This window comes from Bacillus sp. FSL M7-1345 (assembly GCF_038006985.1).
GTDB lineage: Bacteria > Bacillota > Bacilli > Bacillales > Bacillaceae_G > Bacillus_A > Bacillus_A cereus_U.
Genome location: NZ_JBBOWG010000001.1, coordinates 797,634 through 814,371, shown reverse-complemented (window position 1 = coordinate 814,371; position 16,738 = coordinate 797,634). Strand labels below are relative to the sequence as shown.

Below are 16,738 nucleotides of genomic sequence, written 5' to 3'. Positions count from 1 at the left end.
ATAGAAAAAAGAGGTGAAAAACATGTCAATCGAATCACTATGGAGCTCTCGCTTTCAAAAACATATTCAAAATGCCATCACATACTTTGCACGTATGATTAACGGTTTGCTATATAGCTTCATCTTCGTCTCATGTGTAGGTGCATATTATTACGCCAAGTTTCTTAAAACGGATCCTTCTAAAGGAATATCTTTATTACTCATCACAATCGTACTTACACTCATTATAACGAGATGCCCAATTCGTACATTTATTCAAAAACCTGATGCTGTCTATTTACTAGCGCTAGAAGAGAAATTAACATCTTATTTTAAAAAATCTCTTCTATATAATTACATCATTCAACTTTTCCCGCTTGTATTTATGTTCCTTATTATCGTACCGCTTGCCATGCAATCATTACAATTAACCGTACCTTTTTTATGTACAATCTTTATCGTTTTAATGATTACGAAAGCTTGGAACATGTACATACACTGGATGTGGCGTGATAGTTATGAAAAAAGCATATGGCTTATCATTCGTGTTGCTTGTAATGCACTTATCATTTACATGCTGTTTTATGTTGCAAATATCATTGTGCTAGGTGGCTTACTATTACTTCTTGCCTTCCTACTCCTATATACAAAAAAACAGCCCACAAAGCGAATACCGTGGGAATACATAATCGAACAAGAAGAAAAAATGGACATACGCTTTTATCAATTCGCTAGCATCTTCACTGATGTTCCGCAGCTAAAAAAACAAGTAAACGGCAGAAAATGGCTTACAAATTGGATCGAACCTTTACTACATAAAAAACAAGCTACTTTCTTCTATTTACATACACTATCGTTTTTACGTGGGAATGATTATTTTGGTATATATATTCGCTTGGGGTTAATCGGTTCCTTTATCGTATATTTCGTACCGAATCTATATGTAAAAGGCGCTATCGCTTACATCGTCCTATACATGATCTCTATGCAGCTTCGTTCGCTGTGGAAATATTTTTCAGGAAATATTATCGTGGCATTATATCCAATTGCTACTGAAGAAAGAATAAATCAATTTCTCAGCTTAATTCTCACATTACTAAGTATTCAACTCATTGTATTTTCAAGTGTTATACTCGTTGCTACAGGACAATTACTATATGCTTTGATTATTATGTTAATCGGCGTACTTTGGATAAAGTTTATTGTTGTACCAAAAACGAAGAAACGTATTTCTTCTTTATAACTAAAATAGAGGCTGCACATAGCAGCCTCTTTTCTCGTCCTAAAATTTCTAATCACTTTTCGTAGGCATTTCTCATATAGTGAAAATGACTATACAATCCCTATCCATACGTTAAATAATGATTTCGCACATATAAATAAAAAAGATAGGAGCTCTATTATGAACAACAATCCGCCTGCAACGCCCCAAAACACCTCAGAGGAAAATAGCCGTGACATTAAATTGCAAACATTACGAGTCATCGGACTCATCGTCCTCATTAGTGGTTATATTCTCGTCGCTCTCTCAGAAGTGGGTGAACTAAAAACCTTATTAACAAATCCAAATGCCAATCCTAATTTAGCTGAAGTTGATCCGTTTTAGAAGCTATCTAAAAAGCGAGTCCCAGCATAACCGGTTCGCTTTTTAGATAGCTTTATCCAATCTTAGAAACGTTTCGTTCATCTTGATACTTCTCTTTTCCAATCGCCTTCATAAATAATAAAATACTGCTCATACCAACGATAAAATACAGCGCACTCATTCCCCAAGATGCAATAAATGAACCTAACATAACACCTAATGCACCGTTCATTTTCGCCACTTGAAATACCATTCCGTTAATCGCCATATAAGAACCTCGCGCCTCATTTGGCACCATATCCGCCATTATAGATTGACGAACCGGCACATACATCATCTCTCCTACAGTTTGGAAAAGCCCCGCAATTAATAAAATCCATAAGCTATTGCTCGTTCCAAGTATGGTGAATCCAATTGTATAAATGAATAAGCCTACATATAAGATTTTTAAATCGTTGAAGCTCTTCAACATTTTAATAACAAGCGCCGAAAATAATACAATTAAAATTGTATTCTCTGTAGATATCCAGCTCAGCATTCGAATACCTGTTAAATCAAACGTAAAACCATTTCCGAAGAAAAAGTGAATCGTTTCAAATTCCTTCTGCAAACGTATCCCTAAATAATTATTAATTTGAAACTCTAAAGATAATGTACATATACTTGCTGCACAAAAAATTAAAAACGCTCGGTCTTTCATCACAACCTTATAACTATCCGCCATATCCTTTAATACGTTTTTCTTCTCTACAGTTTTTCGCGCCACATACACTTCTTCCATATATATAGCCATCACATATAAAGTAATGACCGCCACAGCCGTTAATACGATAAACAATTGTAATCTATAGTTTTCAAATAGTAATCCGCCAAATATCGCTCCAATAGCAATTGATAAATTAATCGCCCAGTAGTTAATGCTGTACATCACTTTTCGATTTTCAGGTGTACTCACATCGATTAACATCGCTTCGGTCGCTGGATTCATAAGTCCAGATCCTAAGCTGTTCACGAGCATAAATAAAAACGTTAACCACGGTGAATCTACATAATCTGAGTTCGCAATTCCCATACAAGCAATGGAAACGACTTGTATACTTTGGCCAATAATCATTACTTTTTTACGACCGAGCCGATCTCCAATATACCCGCCATATAAACCAATTACTAATGAAGCTATTACATTAATTAGTAGTAAAGCACCAGCAACCGCACTACCTAACTTTATTGAAAAATAAATTGCCATAAACGGAAAAATCATCGTTGATACAGCTCGTGTTAAAAATGATGTTATAATTCTAATTTTTATATTTCGATGCATACTCCAAAACCCCATCGTTTTCCCCTCCTTATGCTTATTCATTTTACTTTGAAAAAGAGGAAGAAAAAGGTTAGAATATTCTAAAGAGTTTCCCCTTTTATATAGAAGGAAGTGTACACATATGAAAATTATGGACTATTACATTCGTTTAAGGTTACATTCACAAGATCAGCAACATATGCGAAATAGCTTACAAGAATTAGCGGATGTTTTATATTGCAGTACGAAAAACGTGAAGATTTTATTAAAGAAAATGAGCGAAGAACAACTAATTTACTGGACTCCAGGGCGAGGCCGCGGGAATAAAACTGAAATTATATTTGTACATAGTTTAGTAGAATCAATTGAATGCTATACAGATGAACTGTTAGCGCAAGAAAAATTAAAAGATATCTTTCTTCTTTTAAAAGAACCCCTTCCTCTTGCACTTCAAAAAAAGATAGAAAATAAACTACATCATCATTTTGGATACGAACCTTCAAATGATATGTACGACATATTAAAGATCCCTATATCAAGAAAGATATTACCATTAGATCCCGCTTTTGTGGCTGTAACAACAGAGGGTCATCTTATTAGCCAAATTTTTGATACATTAGTCATTTATAACGATATTACAGAAAAAATGGAACCGCACATTGCTCATACGTGGGAATTAAGTCAGGATCAACTTACGTGGACGTTTTATTTACGAAAAGATATACATTTTCATAATGAAACTCTTTTAACTTCTAAAGATGTTCAATTTTCATTTGAAAGATTGCAGCAAGCTCAATCTCCTTACGCATGGTTAACACAGGAAATTGTCCAAATTGAAACACCGTCACCACTGCAAGTACGGTTCCATTTAGCAAAACCGAATTTGTTTTTCTTACATTATGTAAGTTCAATACAACTCGCAATTTTGCCCTATGATACGGTAATCCAAAATCATCACTATATAGGTACTGGACCTTTTAAACTTAATCATTATTCTGAAGATAATATCGTACTAGAAGCTTTCACGCATTATTTTAAAGAACGTGCATTACTAGATCGTATTGAGTTTTGGCGTATTCCAGATCATGTGAAAATACATTCTGATTATGAATTACCAAATGAGAATGAAAATGAAAGACATGACATACAAATAGAAGAAATAGGCTGTATTTATGCTAGCTTCAACTTTACAAAACCTGGTCCCCACCACGACATTTACTTTCGTAAAGCTTGGAGAGAAATATATGACGTTGAAACGATCCTCCGTGATTTAGAAGGAAATCGAACACTCACTGCATCAAGCTTCTTTCCTGAAAGAAGTCGCCAAGCTCAGGGAAGACCCTATTCATTAGAAAAGGCGAAAGAATATTTGAAGAAGAGCACATACAAAGGTGAAACGATACATATTTACTTCTTCGCGTTTAAAGATAGTGCAAATGACACAGTCTTCCTAAAGAAACGTTGCGACCGTTTAGGCATACAAGTAGAGCTTCATCCATTTCTCGTTTCAGATTATATGGATCGTTCTATTGATAAACATGCCGATATTATTTTAATGGGAGAAGTTTTTGCCGCCGAGCATGAAATGGCATTTTTAAACGTATTTAAAAATAAAAGTTGTTTTATCAATCGATTCTTGGACCCGCACTATGCGCAGCAAATTAATTGTTTGCTAGATACCTTTTTATTAGAAGAAAATAAAGACAAGCGCTATGAGCTCATGTATGAAATCGAAGATTTTTTACAAGCAGAACACATCATTTTATTTAACTATCACGTTTTAAAAAGAAAAACATATCCCTCTTCTCTAAAAAATGTAACAATAGATTCATTCGGTTGGGCGAATTTTGCGAAGTTATGGATACAGCCATCCCCGTATTAAAATGTGTAGTTTTTTATAAAAGGAGAAAAACCATGAAAAGCAACCTAGAAAAAAGGCTTTCCTATCTATACACAGGTGAGTTATTTTCAGTCATTACTTTTATTTTTACAAGTTATGTAATTAATTATGTTTATCCTACACTACATTTATATTCCCTATACTCTTTTTGGATCTCATTTCTTCTTTTAGAGTTTCTCTTACTACAAGGAACTGTTTACTGGTACGTAAAGTGGAAACGACTAAAAAAAGAGAAAACATCTGTTACACCTATTGTGATTATTAAATATTTAAAAAGACTAAAAAAGATAAATATAGGATTGATTATCACAGGACTTATTATGTTTATTATTGATTTTGTAATTTGGTATCCTCAATTACCTTTAGGCGGGCTATCATTCGCACTATTTGTTTATGTTTTTGCATTATTTGAGTATATAAACTATTATCATATTCAGCTTTCATATGATAACATCTCTGATATTAAATATTTGATTAAATCAAAAAAACTAAAACAGTCCTGTATGAGTAAAGATTTTCAACGTATTTCATAAAGTGAAACTATAATCAGTGGGGGATGTGGGATAAAATACTAGATTCCGCTTATGAAGACTTTAAACCAATAAGAATTAAGCAATTTTCGCGAATGTAAAAGAAGGTATTACATCCTTAGTAATACCTTCTTTTACATTTTTAAAGAGGAACCTTCTTGCACACAAAGATGCAAACTATTATTTAATTACTTCATCCAAATGATTTTTCAAGTTTAATAAGTATTGCTCTATATCCGGATTCTTCACCACATCATAACAAGCAAAACTCTTTAATGGACTCATACCGAGAAACTTCTGCACACGATGTAAATGACTAAGCGTTGATTCTAAACTTTCTCCTTCAAAGAACTTCGTCTTATCTCCAAATGCTTTTTCAGGTGCATTCCAAGTTGTGGAAAACATATACTGCTTCTCTTTTAATAAACCACCTGTTCCGTATTCATCTGCACCTTTAAAGAACAAGCCGTATTCATATATTTCATCCATATACGTTTTAAATAATCCCGGGACACTAAACCAATAAATTGGTGTTTGATAAACCACAACACCGGCCCATAAAAACTTCTCTTGTTCTTCTTTAATACTATATCCATCTTGAATCGTTGTTGTTTTCACATGATGATTTTCGCTTAATACAGTTACCATATAATCAACTAACGTTTTATTTAATCGTCCTTCCTTTGAACCGTATTTTTCATGTCCATTTATAATCAATATATTTCCCATCGCTTTTCTCTCCCTTATATGATCTACTCTTCAGCTATTAAGCCCAGTTGCTGCTTCAGCGTAAGATTATCTTCTAAATGCCAATCTTCCGTTATCTTTCCGTCTTTCACGTGTAAAATATCAATTGCAAAAAAACGAATGTTTTTACCATTATGAGTTCCTGCAAAAGAAAGACGAGCTGTTACTTTATCACCAACGACTAATAAATCTTCAATCTCACAATGTATATTTGGAACGACTTTACGAAAATTTTGTGCTGCAAACTTTAATCCTTCAATGCCTTGTGGACGGCCTTTCGGCAATGTATTATCGAAGAATTTTTCAGTAACAGTCTGCGGAATAAGTTCCTCCTTACCTGTATCCCAAAATGCGTAAAAACGCTGAGCTGCATGAACAATTTCTGTCGCCTCCTTTTTACTTAATGAAGAATCCATTGTCATTGCTTTTGGCTTCGGCATTTCTTTTAAAAACTGAATTTCAGTTTTTTGCTCCCCACTGCACGCTGCAAGCACAATACAAATGACAAAAAAACTAAGGAACGCAAACAACTTTTTTATAACCATGGAAATCACCTCCTCCTCATACAAACCCTTTGTATTTCCTATTGCTATTGTATATACACTAACTTCCTATATGGAAGTAGTGATATTTTTTTCATATAGTTACCGAAAAGATAGTTTTGTGATACGATAAAGCAAATTCATTCAAAAAATTTTTATGGAGGCTAGTTCCATGAACAATATAGATCCGGTTGTATTAACGAAAGGTTTACCTGGCATCCCATGTCCTATCGCTAAAACGCTTGACGTAATTAGTACAAAATGGACATTTTTAATTATTCGAGACCTTCTTATCGAAGGAACGTTACGATTTAGTGATTTACAAAAATCAATGGATGGGATTAGTCCGAAAACATTATCGCTTCGACTAAAAGAATTAGAAGCACAAGGGATTATAACGAGAAAAGTATATCCAGAAGTTCCGCCTCGTGTAGAGTACACCTTAACGGATAAAGGAAAGCAATTAGAGGGGATATTTATTGAATTAAAGCGATTTGGATTAAGTTTGTAAAGTGAAACTATAATCATTGGGGGTTTTGTCCATCCCCCAATGATTATTAGCCCGCAAATAGCGGGATAAAACAAAAACCCCTTACAACGGTAAGGGGTTTTAATTTACTCACTAAATTACTTCGCAAAACTTTCAGCCAGCTGCTTCTCTCTCCACATAAATGTAATGCCGAGACCAACGATTAAAACAACACCTGAAAATGCATATGGATAATGAATATTTATATCAAATAATATTCCGCCCATAGCAGGTCCTGCGATATTTCCTAAACTCGTATACGTTGAATTCATACCAGCAACGAATCCTTGCTCTTTTCCAGCTGCTTTTGATAAAAATGTCGTTAAAGCTGGACGAAGTAAATCAAATGCTAGGAAAATAAAACAAGTAACGAGAAGTACACTCCAATAATTAAAGACTACAGTTGAAACGAATGCTAACACTGCTCCTACAACTAAACATATTTGAATTAATACTTTCTCACCGAACATGTCTACCAATTTTCCAAACATAAATACTTGCACAACTACCCCAAAGATTGAGCTAATCGTAATAATTGCAGCAATATCTTTCGGTGTGAAGCCAAATTTATGATCAGAGAACAGGCTAAACACAGTTTCATATGCTGATAATCCAAATGCGAGTACAAATACAATAATAAATGCGATTGCATACATTGGATTTAAAGATTTCTTTAAATCCCCGATAAAACTTGATTCTTTCGTATTAGCAGAAATCTCTGCAAGTTCTTCTTTCGTTAACGGCTCTTTCAAAATAAATATAGAAATCACGCATGCGACAAAAGCAATCACTGCTGCCACAAAGAAAGGTACACGTATACCATATTCTGCAATAAACCCACCAATTCCAGGTCCTATAATAAATCCGGTACTAATAGCTGCTGAAAGATATCCCATCGCTTTTGGACGTTCCTGAATAGAGGTAATATCAGCAACATATGCCGTAACACCCGGCATAATAAACGCAGCACTAATCCCGCCTAACACCCTCGCTGCATAAAGCATCCACACATCTTTTCCTAATCCAAAAAGAAGCTCTGAAACACCAAAAATAAATAATCCAATGATTATCATTTTCTTCCTACCGTAAAGATCGACCCAACGACCCGTAATAGGTGAAGTAATAAGCTGAGCCATTGCAAATACTGCAACGAGATAGCCCATCGTCTTTCCTGTTAAATTCATATCATTCATAAAGGATGGCATAACCGGAATGATTAATCCAATCCCTAAAAAAGCGATAAATATATTACTCAAAAGAATGATCAATACCATCTTTTGTTCTTTTATCGGTTTCTTCAATTTTTAACACCTCTTCCCGTAAGTTCCTCTCAAAAATAATGCCCAAGAAACTTTTTCTTTATCCTGCTATTTGTGGGCTAATAATGAGTGAAGATGCCCCTACTCATTAGAATTTCACTCTATCCTTCCACACATACATAAATACAGGGTGAATGACTATCATTCAGTTTCCCGCAGAAATGAACCTACTTTTTCAGACAGGTTCACCTTACTATTTCTTTATCCCGCATTAACGGGCAGTAAGACTCCCACCTCAAAATTCAGCGAATGCGAGGAAGTTAGGTGGGAGATAACTGCCCTTAAATGCCCGATTGGTTCAACTAATAATCAGTGGGGATGAACCCTCCCACTGATTAAAGTTTCACTTTATATGTAGTGCATGTGTTAAAAAATCTAGTACTTCTGCCTTTTGTAGCTCGACTTGCTCATCATCTTTATGATCATATAAATAAACTTGTTCCGCTGCTGATTCAACAAGAGCAATAAATAACTTCGCTGTTCTCTCTGCATGAACCGAATCACGAATTTCACCAGCTTCTTTTGCTTCACTTAAAAATTCACTTAGCCACATATAAAGAGGCTCATATACAGCTTCCCATTCTTTTATATGTTCAGTAGATGCAAGGCCCGCATACATTAATGCTTGTATTTCACGATATTCAGCTATAAAGTTAAACACTGCATCTATTACTTGCGCAACTTTACTTGAAAAAGGTGCATCGTTCTGTACTTTTTCTTTCACTGCAAGTATCATCTTCTCAACCATCACTTCTGCTATTGCAGGCATAACAGATAACTTAGAAGGAAAATATAAATAGAAAGTTCCTTGTGCAATGCCAGCCAATTTTACGATATCAGAAATCTTCGTTTTTTCAACGCCCTTTTCCTGAAACACTTCAATAGCTGCATAGACAATTTTCTCTTTTTTATTCATCATCTAAACCCTTTCACACGCGTATTGAATGACTGTCACTCATTTTATAAAATAACTAGCTGTACTGTCAATTATAGTGCACTTTTCATAATAAAAATCTCCCAACAAATCGTTAGGAGATTCAACTTTCATATCAATTTCTTATGAAAGAGCCTTTAATCCCGTAACTCCACATACGATAAGAGCTACACTAATCAAACGTGCCTTACTTTTCGATTCACCAAACAGAAACATATTTAATAAAACTGCGCCTGCTGTTCCAATGCCAATCCAAACCGCATAAGCCACACTTACTTGTAAGAACAAGAAAGATGTGTATAAAAATGCGAAGGAAGTTGCAAATCCACCTATATAAATCGCTCCATTTGCTAACGTCTTATCTTTACTATACATCTTAAGGCCTATCACACCGACTATTTCACTAATTGCAGCACAAAATACGAAAAACCAACCCATTTTTAAGCAGCTCCTTCCATAGTTTCTTCCACAGTCTCTGCTTTATTATCAGCCAATTTTAAACCGATAACGCCTGCTACAACCATCACAATGAAGAATAATTTTCCTAAACTAAAACTTCCACCGAAAAGAAAAACATCCATTAAGAAAGTTCCTACAGTACCAGCCCCAGCAAACACCGCATATACTGTCCCTGTCGCAAGATGTTCACACGCTTTAGAAAGGAAGTGAAAATCAACAGCGATAACTCCTACAATAATGAACCAATGCCACCAAGTATGAGCTGTATTAAAACCAAACACCCAAAAGACTTCAAAAATACATGTTAATATGACATATAACCAAGCTTTATTTTTCATATCTCTCACCTTCTATTATACACTGACTGACCGTCAGTCATTTTTGATTAAAAAAATATAATCTCACGCTAACTACTATTTAAAAAGCCAATATCATCCTCATTTATCCTTATATTTGTTCCGTCATTAAGCTAACTACATATACAAGTTGCTTATCTACACCCTTTCACATAAAAAAAATGACTGAATGTCATTCATAAATATTCTACATGACCAATTGATAAAGTGTCAACACCCGGATTCTCTTAACCAAAAAATATTTTAGATTTCTTAAATCCACGTGTATATTTCTTAATAATCTGTCAATAATGGTAGTAACAAAATATTTTCTCCATTCCCCCCTTGGAGATCCCTTGAATCGAGCAGTTGCTTTTAGCTAACTGCTCTTTTTTTAATTTATCGGCACATTATAATAAAATACTCATAGATAAATTCCAAAACAAAGACCTGTACTCCCTTTTCAACATGCAACAAAGAACGAAATATTTTGTACGCTATTTACTTTCCAACGAGTCTTTGTATGCAATAATTTTATTTTCAAGCATCTTCTCTGTAATTACTAAGTTTTCTCTTTGAGTTTGAATAGATTTTTTATGATTTTCCAAAAGTTGTAAACGAACTTCGGTTGTATGTTCCCCTTCTGTATATAATCTAGCGTATTCTCTTATTTTCGCTATCGGCATTTGCGTTTGTTTTAATTTCATTACAAACTGCAACCACTTTATATGCGATTCTTCATACAGTCGATTTCCATTTATATCGCGATTTGCAATTAATATGTTCTCTTTTTCATAATAACGTAATGTATGTGTGCTCACTCCTAATAATTTAGCTACCTGGCTAATTGTGTACATACTCATACTCCCTCCACATGCCATTTATCATCATATATTTAACTGCTTTATAAAAAACATTTGACTTAGAGTATACTCTAACAAATAGAATCTAACCATACTAAATTAATTTGAACTTAGGGGGATTTTATATGAAATATACTGTTATTACTGGTGCAAGTTCCGGAATTGGCTATGAATCAGCTTTAGCCTTTGCATCTCGCGGAAAAAATTTAGTACTTGTAGCTCGAAGACAAGAAGAATTAGACGGATTAAAATTAAAAATTAACGAAATGCATCCAGAGTTGGATGTTGTCATTCGAAGAACTGATTTATCCGTCACTGAAGAAGTTTATAAATTTTATGAAAGTCTACAAAGTTTTCAAATTGAAACGTGGATTAACAACGCAGGTTTTGGTAATTTCGCCTCAATTGCTGAACAAAATTTAAATAAAATAGAGACGATGTTGCATGTAAATATAGAAGCACTAACAATACTCTCTTCTCTTTTCGTTCGAGATTATTCAATGGTTGATGGAACACAGCTTATTAACGTTTCATCGGGCGGTGGATACACGATTGTGGCTAATGCTGTTACGTACTGTGCTACGAAATTTTATGTAAGTGCATTTACAGAAGGACTATCTCACGAAATGAAAGAACAAGGTGCAAAACTACAAGCAAAAGTTTTAGCTCCTGCTGCAACTGAAACAGAATTTGCGAAACGTTCATTTAATATTGATGAGTTCCAATATGATGGTGTTGTACCGAAATTTCATACTGCAAAACAAATGGCACAATTTATGCTTGACCTTTATGATAACGATAAAGTTGTAGGACTTGTCGATGGTTCTACGTATAACTTTGAGCTTAGAGATCCGCTTTATAATTTTACAGTAAGACAAACGAATTCAAATTCTTAACAACATCTCATTTCTGACTAAAATATAGATACCCACTATTTCTTAAATAATAGTGGGCCTTTTTTCTCTCTAAAAATTTCACCCAACATACCGTATCATCGCCACCTCATCACAATAATCAACTTTTGGACAATGTCTACAATCAATCCACACTTTTTCTGGTAATGCTTCTCTATTCACAAAATCAAACCCGCACTTTTGAAAAAATTCCGTTTCATATGTTAAAGAAATTACCCTGTTCACTTTTATCTTTGCCGCCTCATTCATTACATGATTCACTAACTTACGCCCTATCCCTTTTCCTGCATATGTATGCGAAACTACTAACGATCGTACTTCTGCAAGATCCTCTCCTAACACATGTAAACCAGCAACTTCAACGACTTCCTCTCCTTCTTTCATAACATATAAACATTGTAAATATTGATAGAGAGACAAAAGAGCACGCGGCAAAACAACTCCTTCTTTTGCATACATTTCAATGAGATTATAAATTTCTTTCACATCACTTGTAACCGCATTAAAGATTTTCATATTATATCCCCTTGCCCCCAGTGTTAATATTTATAACATTAGATGAATTTTAATTCATAATTTCATATAATAATACATCTCTCTTTTCTCTCCGTCAATCACTTTTCTGAATTTTATATAAACAAAAAACCAAGCAACTTAATCGATGCTCGGTTCCTCATTCCGTATCGGCAATACCGTAGAATATTTAATTTCACGAAGTGCTAAACTCGTTTGTATACGTGTAATGCCTAGCTTATTTAACTTTCTAATAAACTGCTCTAACTCCTTACGATCACGATTCGCAACTTTTAATAAATAATCATATTCGCCTGTTAAACAGTGACATTCTAACACTTCAGGCATAGATTCTAATTCTCGTTCTAACACTTCAAGTTTTTCCGACTGATGAATATTCGTGCTCATAAAAATGAAACATAATAAATCAAATCCAAGCTTTTCTTGATTTAAAATTGCTACTTGCTTATCAATGAATCCTTCCCCGTCTAATCTTTTTATTCTTGCATGCATAGCAGCTGGTGATAAATTAACACGGCGTGCTAACTCTGCATTACTTACTTGTGACTCTTTCTGCAATATATCTAAAATTTTCACATCCAAATCATCAAGCACTTTAATAACAGATGACTCCATCAAAATTCCTCCTTTTTTCTTACCGATGATTATTCGAAGAAACATCTCATAGTTTATATAAAACTGAATATTTTTCTGTAAATGAGATTTCTAACGAAATATTTTATCGTATTTTTACCATTATACAAAAGAATATATTAGACAATAAAGAAAAATGCTAAAATTATTTACAGTTCATTCTTATTTCAACAAAGGGGTTTTTAGCATGCCTTATTTTTATGTCTTTTTACTATTATTAACAAGCTTATTATGGGGAGGAAATTTCGTCGTTGGGAAATCACTCGTCGATCATGCATCTCCGATGACACTGACAAGTTTAAGATGGCTAATTGCGATCATTTGTTTATTACCAATGGTATGGTTTAAAGAGAAGAAAATCATTCCACCACGCTCTGCAATACTTCCGTTAATACTTATGGGAATTTCAGGAGTCGTTCTTTTTAACATTTTTCAATTCTTAGCACTAGAAAAAACATCCGCAACGAATGTAGGTCTTATTTCTACATTGAACGCTATTTCGATTGCATTATTTTCTGTGCTATTTCTAAAAGAAAAAGTAAATACACTTCAAATTCTTTCTATGATTCTTTCATTTTTCGGGGTTATGCTCGTCCTTTTAAAAGGAAATTTCGCACTTTTATTTTCACTACATTTTAATAGCGGAGATTTATGGATGATGGCGGCAGTATGTATTTGGGGTATTTACTCTGTTTGCAGTAAATGGGCGACAAAAACAGTTACACCGCTAATGGCGACGTTATATTCTGGTATTTTCGGCGTCATTTTATTGCTTCCATTTAACATAGGCAACTTCACTGTTTCCAATATTAATTCTTCCTTCATAACATCACTTTTATATACAGGACTCGTTTCAACGGTCCTTTGTATGGTATTTTGGAACATTGGTGTACAGAAATTAGGAGCTACTACATCGGGTATTTTTCTAAATTTCAATCCAATTTTCACAGCTATTTTAGCATTTATTTTCCTTGGAGAAGAACTAACATGGATTCAAATTTCCGGGACAATTATCGTCGTGACAGGATGTTATTTATTTTCTCATTTTAAAACCGTTGCTTCTCAGCCGACTAGAACTTTCGTGCGAAAGCATTCTTAATGAAAAAACATCGCCACCAGAGTGGCGATGTTTTTATTTCCCTTTCATTTCTTTCACATACTGTTTTTCTTCTTCTGGCGATAAGCGTTCTGTTGCCTTTCCGGTATCACCACCTTGAATTTCCCACAAAAAGTTATGCTCCTCAACCGTTTGTGAAAAGTCTCCTTTCTCCCAACGCTCCAAAGTAGAAAGTAGCTTTGATTTATGTTTAAAATTCGTACTGCTTTCTACTGCGTTCTTCGCACTACGAATTTCCTTATTTGTCATTTCAATAAATCCCCATTTTTCAGAGGATTTCACTTTTTGATGTACCATCCTATGCATTGTAGAAATAATTTCATCTTCACTAGCTTGTTGCTTCTCTTCCTTTGCTTTCTTCCCTTGTTGCCCCATTACATTTTGTGCTTTAAGACTCTTCTCCTCTTCTTCTATATAATTAAGCAGTTTAGTAACACCGAATACAGCTCCTATCGCAATTACAATCATTGTAATTGTCCCTATAATCCATTTTTTCATATTATGTATTCCCCATTCCCCTAATAATCACATAAATAAATGGAATCGCCTGCGCACAGCCGATTCCATTTGTTTCCTTATTTCATTTTAAACCTTCATCGCTGCTCGCACAATATAACTATCCACATATTGCTTGAATTTTACGATTTTTCCATTTTCAAGCTGCCATATATGAACGAATTCTGCTTCAAATGATTTTCCCGTTTCTTTATAAACTCCAGAATACATACCTTCAGCAATGATTACATCTTTTCCGTTTACTTCATGGTACGTATTTACACTCGCTTTATAATTATCCCATTCTGATCCTAAACGACTAAATACATTTTCCATTATAGCTTCTGTACCTATATACGTTCCGCCGTATGGGAAACCTTCTGCCTCTGTCCATTCTACTTTTTCAGAGAGGGCTTCCGCTAAATGTTTTGCATTTGAAGAAGATGGTCCTTCATATGTGCTTCGAACAATTTCTAAATTTGTTTTTTGTACCATTATTTTTTCACCCCAAATGCGTTTGCCGCTAAAACAAGTCCAATTTCTAACGCTTTAACGTGCGGGAATCGTTCCTTTATTGCCGTTTGAATTTCTTCACTTGAAGGATTTCCTGCAAGAACTTCATCAAATGCTACTAAATATTTACGAGTATGCTTAATCGCATCTGCTGTATTTGGTGCATCATAATCACGATGTCCAGCTACAACAATTTCAGGATGAAGATTTTCAATTTCACTTAATGTTTCTAACCATTTATGACGAGCTTCAGCATCTGTTTCTAACGTCCATGCGAAAGTATTGTTATACACGATATCTCCTGTAACTACTGCTTTTAATGACGGAATCCATACGTAACTATTATTAGGTGTATCACCTTGTAGACCACCTTTAATGATTAAGTCATTTCCCTCTAAAATCAATTTCTCTTCTGTTAATTCATCTGGAACAATTGGTTGATGAGGAACATTATGCCCAATAGATGGTTTCCATTGTTCCACTTTCTTTTCAAACGTATTGCGAATATCTTCTACTGTATTTCGCAACGCTACAATTTTCGCTTTTGGAAATGCTTCATGTAATACATTTAATCCAAAATAATGATCTGGATGGAAATGAGTTACATAAATATGAGCTAAATTCTTTCCTGTTTCAATAATTTGAGCTGCTAAACGATGTGCATCACTTAATAAAAATTGTGCATCGATAAGAATTGCATCTTTTTCTCCGTATACAATTGTGGATGTAACTTGAAATGCTTGCTCAGATCCTGTAAAAACCTCTAAATGTAATTTTGACATGTTATTTCCTCCACTTTTTATTTACTCTTTTATATTCCTTTATTCTTTAAGCTTTATTCTAGTTGTAACTATTTTAGTTACAACTAGAATAAAAAAATATACGAATCATTTTATTACTAATCGACTTAGTGTAATCATTATAGTTACACTAAGTCGTCAAGTCAACACTTAAAAAATGAGATTTACTTCGTTTTCATTACTTTCTCTTTTAAAAAACGATCTACATATCCTTCTGCTTTTACAACGAATAAATACGCACCCATTGACAATAATGCAAGATCTAATTCATATCCCGGATTCTTTCCATCTCCTAATAAGCCTGCTGCTCCATTTACCTTTACGATAGCTCCAGCTAAAATAAAAGCGAATAACAATCCTACATATCGTACACCTAAACCGATGATTAATAATATACCACCTACTAATTCAACTGTTGCTACGCCGTATGCAAGACCACCTGGTAAGCCGATGCTTGTAAACCATCCTGCTACGTTATCGATACCTGATTGAAACTTTGCTAAACCGTGTGCAAAAAACGTAACTCCTAACACGATACGAATAATTACATTACCAATATATTGATTCATTCTGAACTCTCCTCACTTGTTTTGTTATGGTGAACATTTATTCACAAGACAAAACAATACGGTATTTCTTTTCATTCGTCAAATACTTTTTTAAAGAAACCAAAAAACATTATCCCCTTTACGGATAATGTTTTTTACAAA

The 16,738-nt window shown here is 34.2% G+C and carries 21 protein-coding genes; 7 read left to right on the top strand and 14 right to left on the bottom strand.

The window, feature by feature from the left end:
• The first annotated feature begins 22 nt into the window (after nt 1–22).
• Nucleotides 23–1,222 (top strand): ABC transporter permease, encoded by a 1,200-nt coding sequence (locus MHB76_RS04245; RefSeq protein WP_078174015.1) that lies wholly within the window; start codon nt 23–25, stop codon nt 1,220–1,222.
• A gap of 159 nt (nt 1,223–1,381) precedes the next feature.
• The gene (locus MHB76_RS04240; protein ID WP_002114883.1) at nt 1,382–1,585 is read left to right on the top strand and encodes a hypothetical protein; all 204 of its coding nucleotides are present in this window, start codon (nt 1,382–1,384) and stop codon (nt 1,583–1,585) included.
• Between the two features lie 52 nt (nt 1,586–1,637).
• Here MHB76_RS04240 and MHB76_RS04235 read toward each other — a convergent pair whose 3' ends face one another.
• Nucleotides 1,638–2,900 (bottom strand): MDR family MFS transporter, encoded by a 1,263-nt coding sequence (locus MHB76_RS04235; RefSeq protein ID WP_016103827.1) that lies wholly within the window; start codon nt 2,898–2,900, stop codon nt 1,638–1,640.
• Nucleotides 2,901–3,006: 106 nt separating this feature from the next.
• On the opposite strand from MHB76_RS04235, the gene MHB76_RS04230 reads away from it, so the two are divergent.
• Both MHB76_RS04230 and MHB76_RS04225 read left to right on the top strand, forming a co-directional pair.
• On the top strand, nt 3,007–4,746 hold the full coding sequence (locus MHB76_RS04230) for an SgrR family transcriptional regulator (protein ID WP_078174016.1): 1,740 nt from the start codon (nt 3,007–3,009) through the stop codon (nt 4,744–4,746).
• 32 nt (nt 4,747–4,778) lie between these two features.
• Nucleotides 4,779–5,297 (top strand): general stress protein, encoded by a 519-nt coding sequence (locus MHB76_RS04225; protein WP_078174017.1) that lies wholly within the window; start codon nt 4,779–4,781, stop codon nt 5,295–5,297.
• 177 nt (nt 5,298–5,474) lie between these two features.
• Here MHB76_RS04225 and MHB76_RS04220 read toward each other — a convergent pair whose 3' ends face one another.
• Both MHB76_RS04220 and MHB76_RS04215 read right to left on the bottom strand, forming a co-directional pair.
• On the bottom strand, nt 5,475–6,023 hold the full coding sequence (locus MHB76_RS04220; protein WP_078174018.1) for an NAD(P)H-dependent oxidoreductase: 549 nt from the start codon (nt 6,021–6,023) through the stop codon (nt 5,475–5,477).
• A 23-nt stretch (nt 6,024–6,046) separates the two neighbouring features.
• A complete protein-coding gene (locus tag MHB76_RS04215) occupies nt 6,047–6,586 on the bottom strand; it encodes an ester cyclase (RefSeq protein ID WP_078174019.1) in 540 nt (179 codons plus the stop codon).
• A gap of 169 nt (nt 6,587–6,755) precedes the next feature.
• Between MHB76_RS04215 and MHB76_RS04210 the strand changes: the two genes are divergently transcribed.
• The gene (locus MHB76_RS04210; RefSeq protein ID WP_001059473.1) at nt 6,756–7,094 is read left to right on the top strand and encodes a winged helix-turn-helix transcriptional regulator; all 339 of its coding nucleotides are present in this window, start codon (nt 6,756–6,758) and stop codon (nt 7,092–7,094) included.
• A 116-nt stretch (nt 7,095–7,210) separates the two neighbouring features.
• On the opposite strand, the gene MHB76_RS04205 is transcribed toward MHB76_RS04210, so the two are convergent.
• From MHB76_RS04205 to MHB76_RS04185, 5 genes are all read right to left on the bottom strand, one after another.
• Entirely contained in the window at nt 7,211–8,413 is a 1,203-nt protein-coding gene (locus tag MHB76_RS04205; RefSeq protein ID WP_078174021.1) for an MFS transporter, read from the bottom strand.
• Between the two features lie 361 nt (nt 8,414–8,774).
• Nucleotides 8,775–9,350, bottom strand: a complete 576-nt coding sequence (locus tag MHB76_RS04200; protein WP_002159146.1) for a TetR family transcriptional regulator — start codon at nt 9,348–9,350, stop codon at nt 8,775–8,777.
• A gap of 138 nt (nt 9,351–9,488) precedes the next feature.
• On the bottom strand, nt 9,489–9,803 hold the full coding sequence (locus tag MHB76_RS04195) for a DMT family transporter (protein ID WP_000539672.1): 315 nt from the start codon (nt 9,801–9,803) through the stop codon (nt 9,489–9,491).
• A 2-nt stretch (nt 9,804–9,805) separates the two neighbouring features.
• The gene (locus MHB76_RS04190; RefSeq protein WP_002114907.1) at nt 9,806–10,162 is read right to left on the bottom strand and encodes a DMT family transporter; all 357 of its coding nucleotides are present in this window, start codon (nt 10,160–10,162) and stop codon (nt 9,806–9,808) included.
• Between the two features lie 494 nt (nt 10,163–10,656).
• Nucleotides 10,657–11,016 (bottom strand): MerR family transcriptional regulator, encoded by a 360-nt coding sequence (locus MHB76_RS04185; RefSeq protein ID WP_340988125.1) that lies wholly within the window; start codon nt 11,014–11,016, stop codon nt 10,657–10,659.
• A 131-nt stretch (nt 11,017–11,147) separates the two neighbouring features.
• Here MHB76_RS04185 and MHB76_RS04180 point away from each other — a divergent pair, with 131 nt between their 5' ends.
• Nucleotides 11,148–11,918, top strand: a complete 771-nt coding sequence (locus MHB76_RS04180; RefSeq protein WP_078174023.1) for an SDR family NAD(P)-dependent oxidoreductase — start codon at nt 11,148–11,150, stop codon at nt 11,916–11,918.
• A gap of 78 nt (nt 11,919–11,996) precedes the next feature.
• On the opposite strand, the gene MHB76_RS04175 is transcribed toward MHB76_RS04180, so the two are convergent.
• Both MHB76_RS04175 and MHB76_RS04170 read right to left on the bottom strand, forming a co-directional pair.
• Nucleotides 11,997–12,452 (bottom strand): N-acetyltransferase, encoded by a 456-nt coding sequence (locus MHB76_RS04175; protein WP_078174024.1) that lies wholly within the window; start codon nt 12,450–12,452, stop codon nt 11,997–11,999.
• A gap of 138 nt (nt 12,453–12,590) precedes the next feature.
• Entirely contained in the window at nt 12,591–13,085 is a 495-nt protein-coding gene (locus MHB76_RS04170) for an Lrp/AsnC family transcriptional regulator (RefSeq protein WP_016103820.1), read from the bottom strand.
• Nucleotides 13,086–13,290: 205 nt separating this feature from the next.
• Here MHB76_RS04170 and MHB76_RS04165 point away from each other — a divergent pair, with 205 nt between their 5' ends.
• The gene (locus tag MHB76_RS04165) at nt 13,291–14,202 is read left to right on the top strand and encodes a DMT family transporter (protein WP_078174025.1); all 912 of its coding nucleotides are present in this window, start codon (nt 13,291–13,293) and stop codon (nt 14,200–14,202) included.
• 33 nt (nt 14,203–14,235) lie between these two features.
• On the opposite strand, the gene MHB76_RS04160 is transcribed toward MHB76_RS04165, so the two are convergent.
• From MHB76_RS04160 to MHB76_RS04145, 4 genes are all read right to left on the bottom strand, one after another.
• Nucleotides 14,236–14,718, bottom strand: a complete 483-nt coding sequence (locus tag MHB76_RS04160; RefSeq protein ID WP_002159153.1) for a PRK06770 family protein — start codon at nt 14,716–14,718, stop codon at nt 14,236–14,238.
• A gap of 87 nt (nt 14,719–14,805) precedes the next feature.
• Complete coding sequence (locus tag MHB76_RS04155) at nt 14,806–15,210, bottom strand: nuclear transport factor 2 family protein (protein WP_070127964.1); 405 nt, start codon at nt 15,208–15,210, stop codon at nt 14,806–14,808.
• On the bottom strand, nt 15,210–16,010 hold the full coding sequence (locus tag MHB76_RS04150) for an MBL fold metallo-hydrolase (RefSeq protein ID WP_078174026.1): 801 nt from the start codon (nt 16,008–16,010) through the stop codon (nt 15,210–15,212). The genes MHB76_RS04155 and MHB76_RS04150 overlap by 1 nt, the downstream gene beginning before the upstream one ends.
• 182 nt (nt 16,011–16,192) lie before the next feature.
• Complete coding sequence (locus MHB76_RS04145) at nt 16,193–16,597, bottom strand: DoxX family protein (RefSeq protein ID WP_078174027.1); 405 nt, start codon at nt 16,595–16,597, stop codon at nt 16,193–16,195.
• Nucleotides 16,598–16,738 lie beyond the last annotated feature (141 nt).

What these genes read in the sequence shown, in the direction of transcription:
- MHB76_RS04170 (WP_016103820.1), bottom strand. Translation starts at nt 13,085, where the DNA reads ATGGAGTCATCTGTTATTAAAGTGCTTGATGATTTGGATGTGAAAATT.
- MHB76_RS04155 (WP_070127964.1), bottom strand. Translation starts at nt 15,210, where the DNA reads ATGGTACAAAAAACAAATTTAGAAATTGTTCGAAGCACATATGAAGGA.
- MHB76_RS04160 (WP_002159153.1), bottom strand. Translation starts at nt 14,718, where the DNA reads ATGAAAAAATGGATTATAGGGACAATTACAATGATTGTAATTGCGATA.
- MHB76_RS04180 (WP_078174023.1), top strand. Translation starts at nt 11,148, where the DNA reads ATGAAATATACTGTTATTACTGGTGCAAGTTCCGGAATTGGCTATGAA.
- MHB76_RS04235 (WP_016103827.1), bottom strand. Translation starts at nt 2,900, where the DNA reads ATGGGGTTTTGGAGTATGCATCGAAATATAAAAATTAGAATTATAACA.
- MHB76_RS04245 (WP_078174015.1), top strand. Translation starts at nt 23, where the DNA reads ATGTCAATCGAATCACTATGGAGCTCTCGCTTTCAAAAACATATTCAA.
- MHB76_RS04145 (WP_078174027.1), bottom strand. Translation starts at nt 16,597, where the DNA reads ATGAATCAATATATTGGTAATGTAATTATTCGTATCGTGTTAGGAGTT.
- MHB76_RS04165 (WP_078174025.1), top strand. Translation starts at nt 13,291, where the DNA reads ATGCCTTATTTTTATGTCTTTTTACTATTATTAACAAGCTTATTATGG.
- MHB76_RS04190 (WP_002114907.1), bottom strand. Translation starts at nt 10,162, where the DNA reads ATGAAAAATAAAGCTTGGTTATATGTCATATTAACATGTATTTTTGAA.
- MHB76_RS04185 (WP_340988125.1), bottom strand. Translation starts at nt 11,016, where the DNA reads ATGTACACAATTAGCCAGGTAGCTAAATTATTAGGAGTGAGCACACAT.
- MHB76_RS04215 (WP_078174019.1), bottom strand. Translation starts at nt 6,586, where the DNA reads ATGGTTATAAAAAAGTTGTTTGCGTTCCTTAGTTTTTTTGTCATTTGT.
- MHB76_RS04195 (WP_000539672.1), bottom strand. Translation starts at nt 9,803, where the DNA reads ATGGGTTGGTTTTTCGTATTTTGTGCTGCAATTAGTGAAATAGTCGGT.
- MHB76_RS04175 (WP_078174024.1), bottom strand. Translation starts at nt 12,452, where the DNA reads ATGAAAATCTTTAATGCGGTTACAAGTGATGTGAAAGAAATTTATAAT.
- MHB76_RS04220 (WP_078174018.1), bottom strand. Translation starts at nt 6,023, where the DNA reads ATGGGAAATATATTGATTATAAATGGACATGAAAAATACGGTTCAAAG.
- MHB76_RS04225 (WP_078174017.1), top strand. Translation starts at nt 4,779, where the DNA reads ATGAAAAGCAACCTAGAAAAAAGGCTTTCCTATCTATACACAGGTGAG.
- MHB76_RS04240 (WP_002114883.1), top strand. Translation starts at nt 1,382, where the DNA reads ATGAACAACAATCCGCCTGCAACGCCCCAAAACACCTCAGAGGAAAAT.
- MHB76_RS04230 (WP_078174016.1), top strand. Translation starts at nt 3,007, where the DNA reads ATGAAAATTATGGACTATTACATTCGTTTAAGGTTACATTCACAAGAT.
- MHB76_RS04150 (WP_078174026.1), bottom strand. Translation starts at nt 16,010, where the DNA reads ATGTCAAAATTACATTTAGAGGTTTTTACAGGATCTGAGCAAGCATTT.
- MHB76_RS04200 (WP_002159146.1), bottom strand. Translation starts at nt 9,350, where the DNA reads ATGATGAATAAAAAAGAGAAAATTGTCTATGCAGCTATTGAAGTGTTT.
- MHB76_RS04210 (WP_001059473.1), top strand. Translation starts at nt 6,756, where the DNA reads ATGAACAATATAGATCCGGTTGTATTAACGAAAGGTTTACCTGGCATC.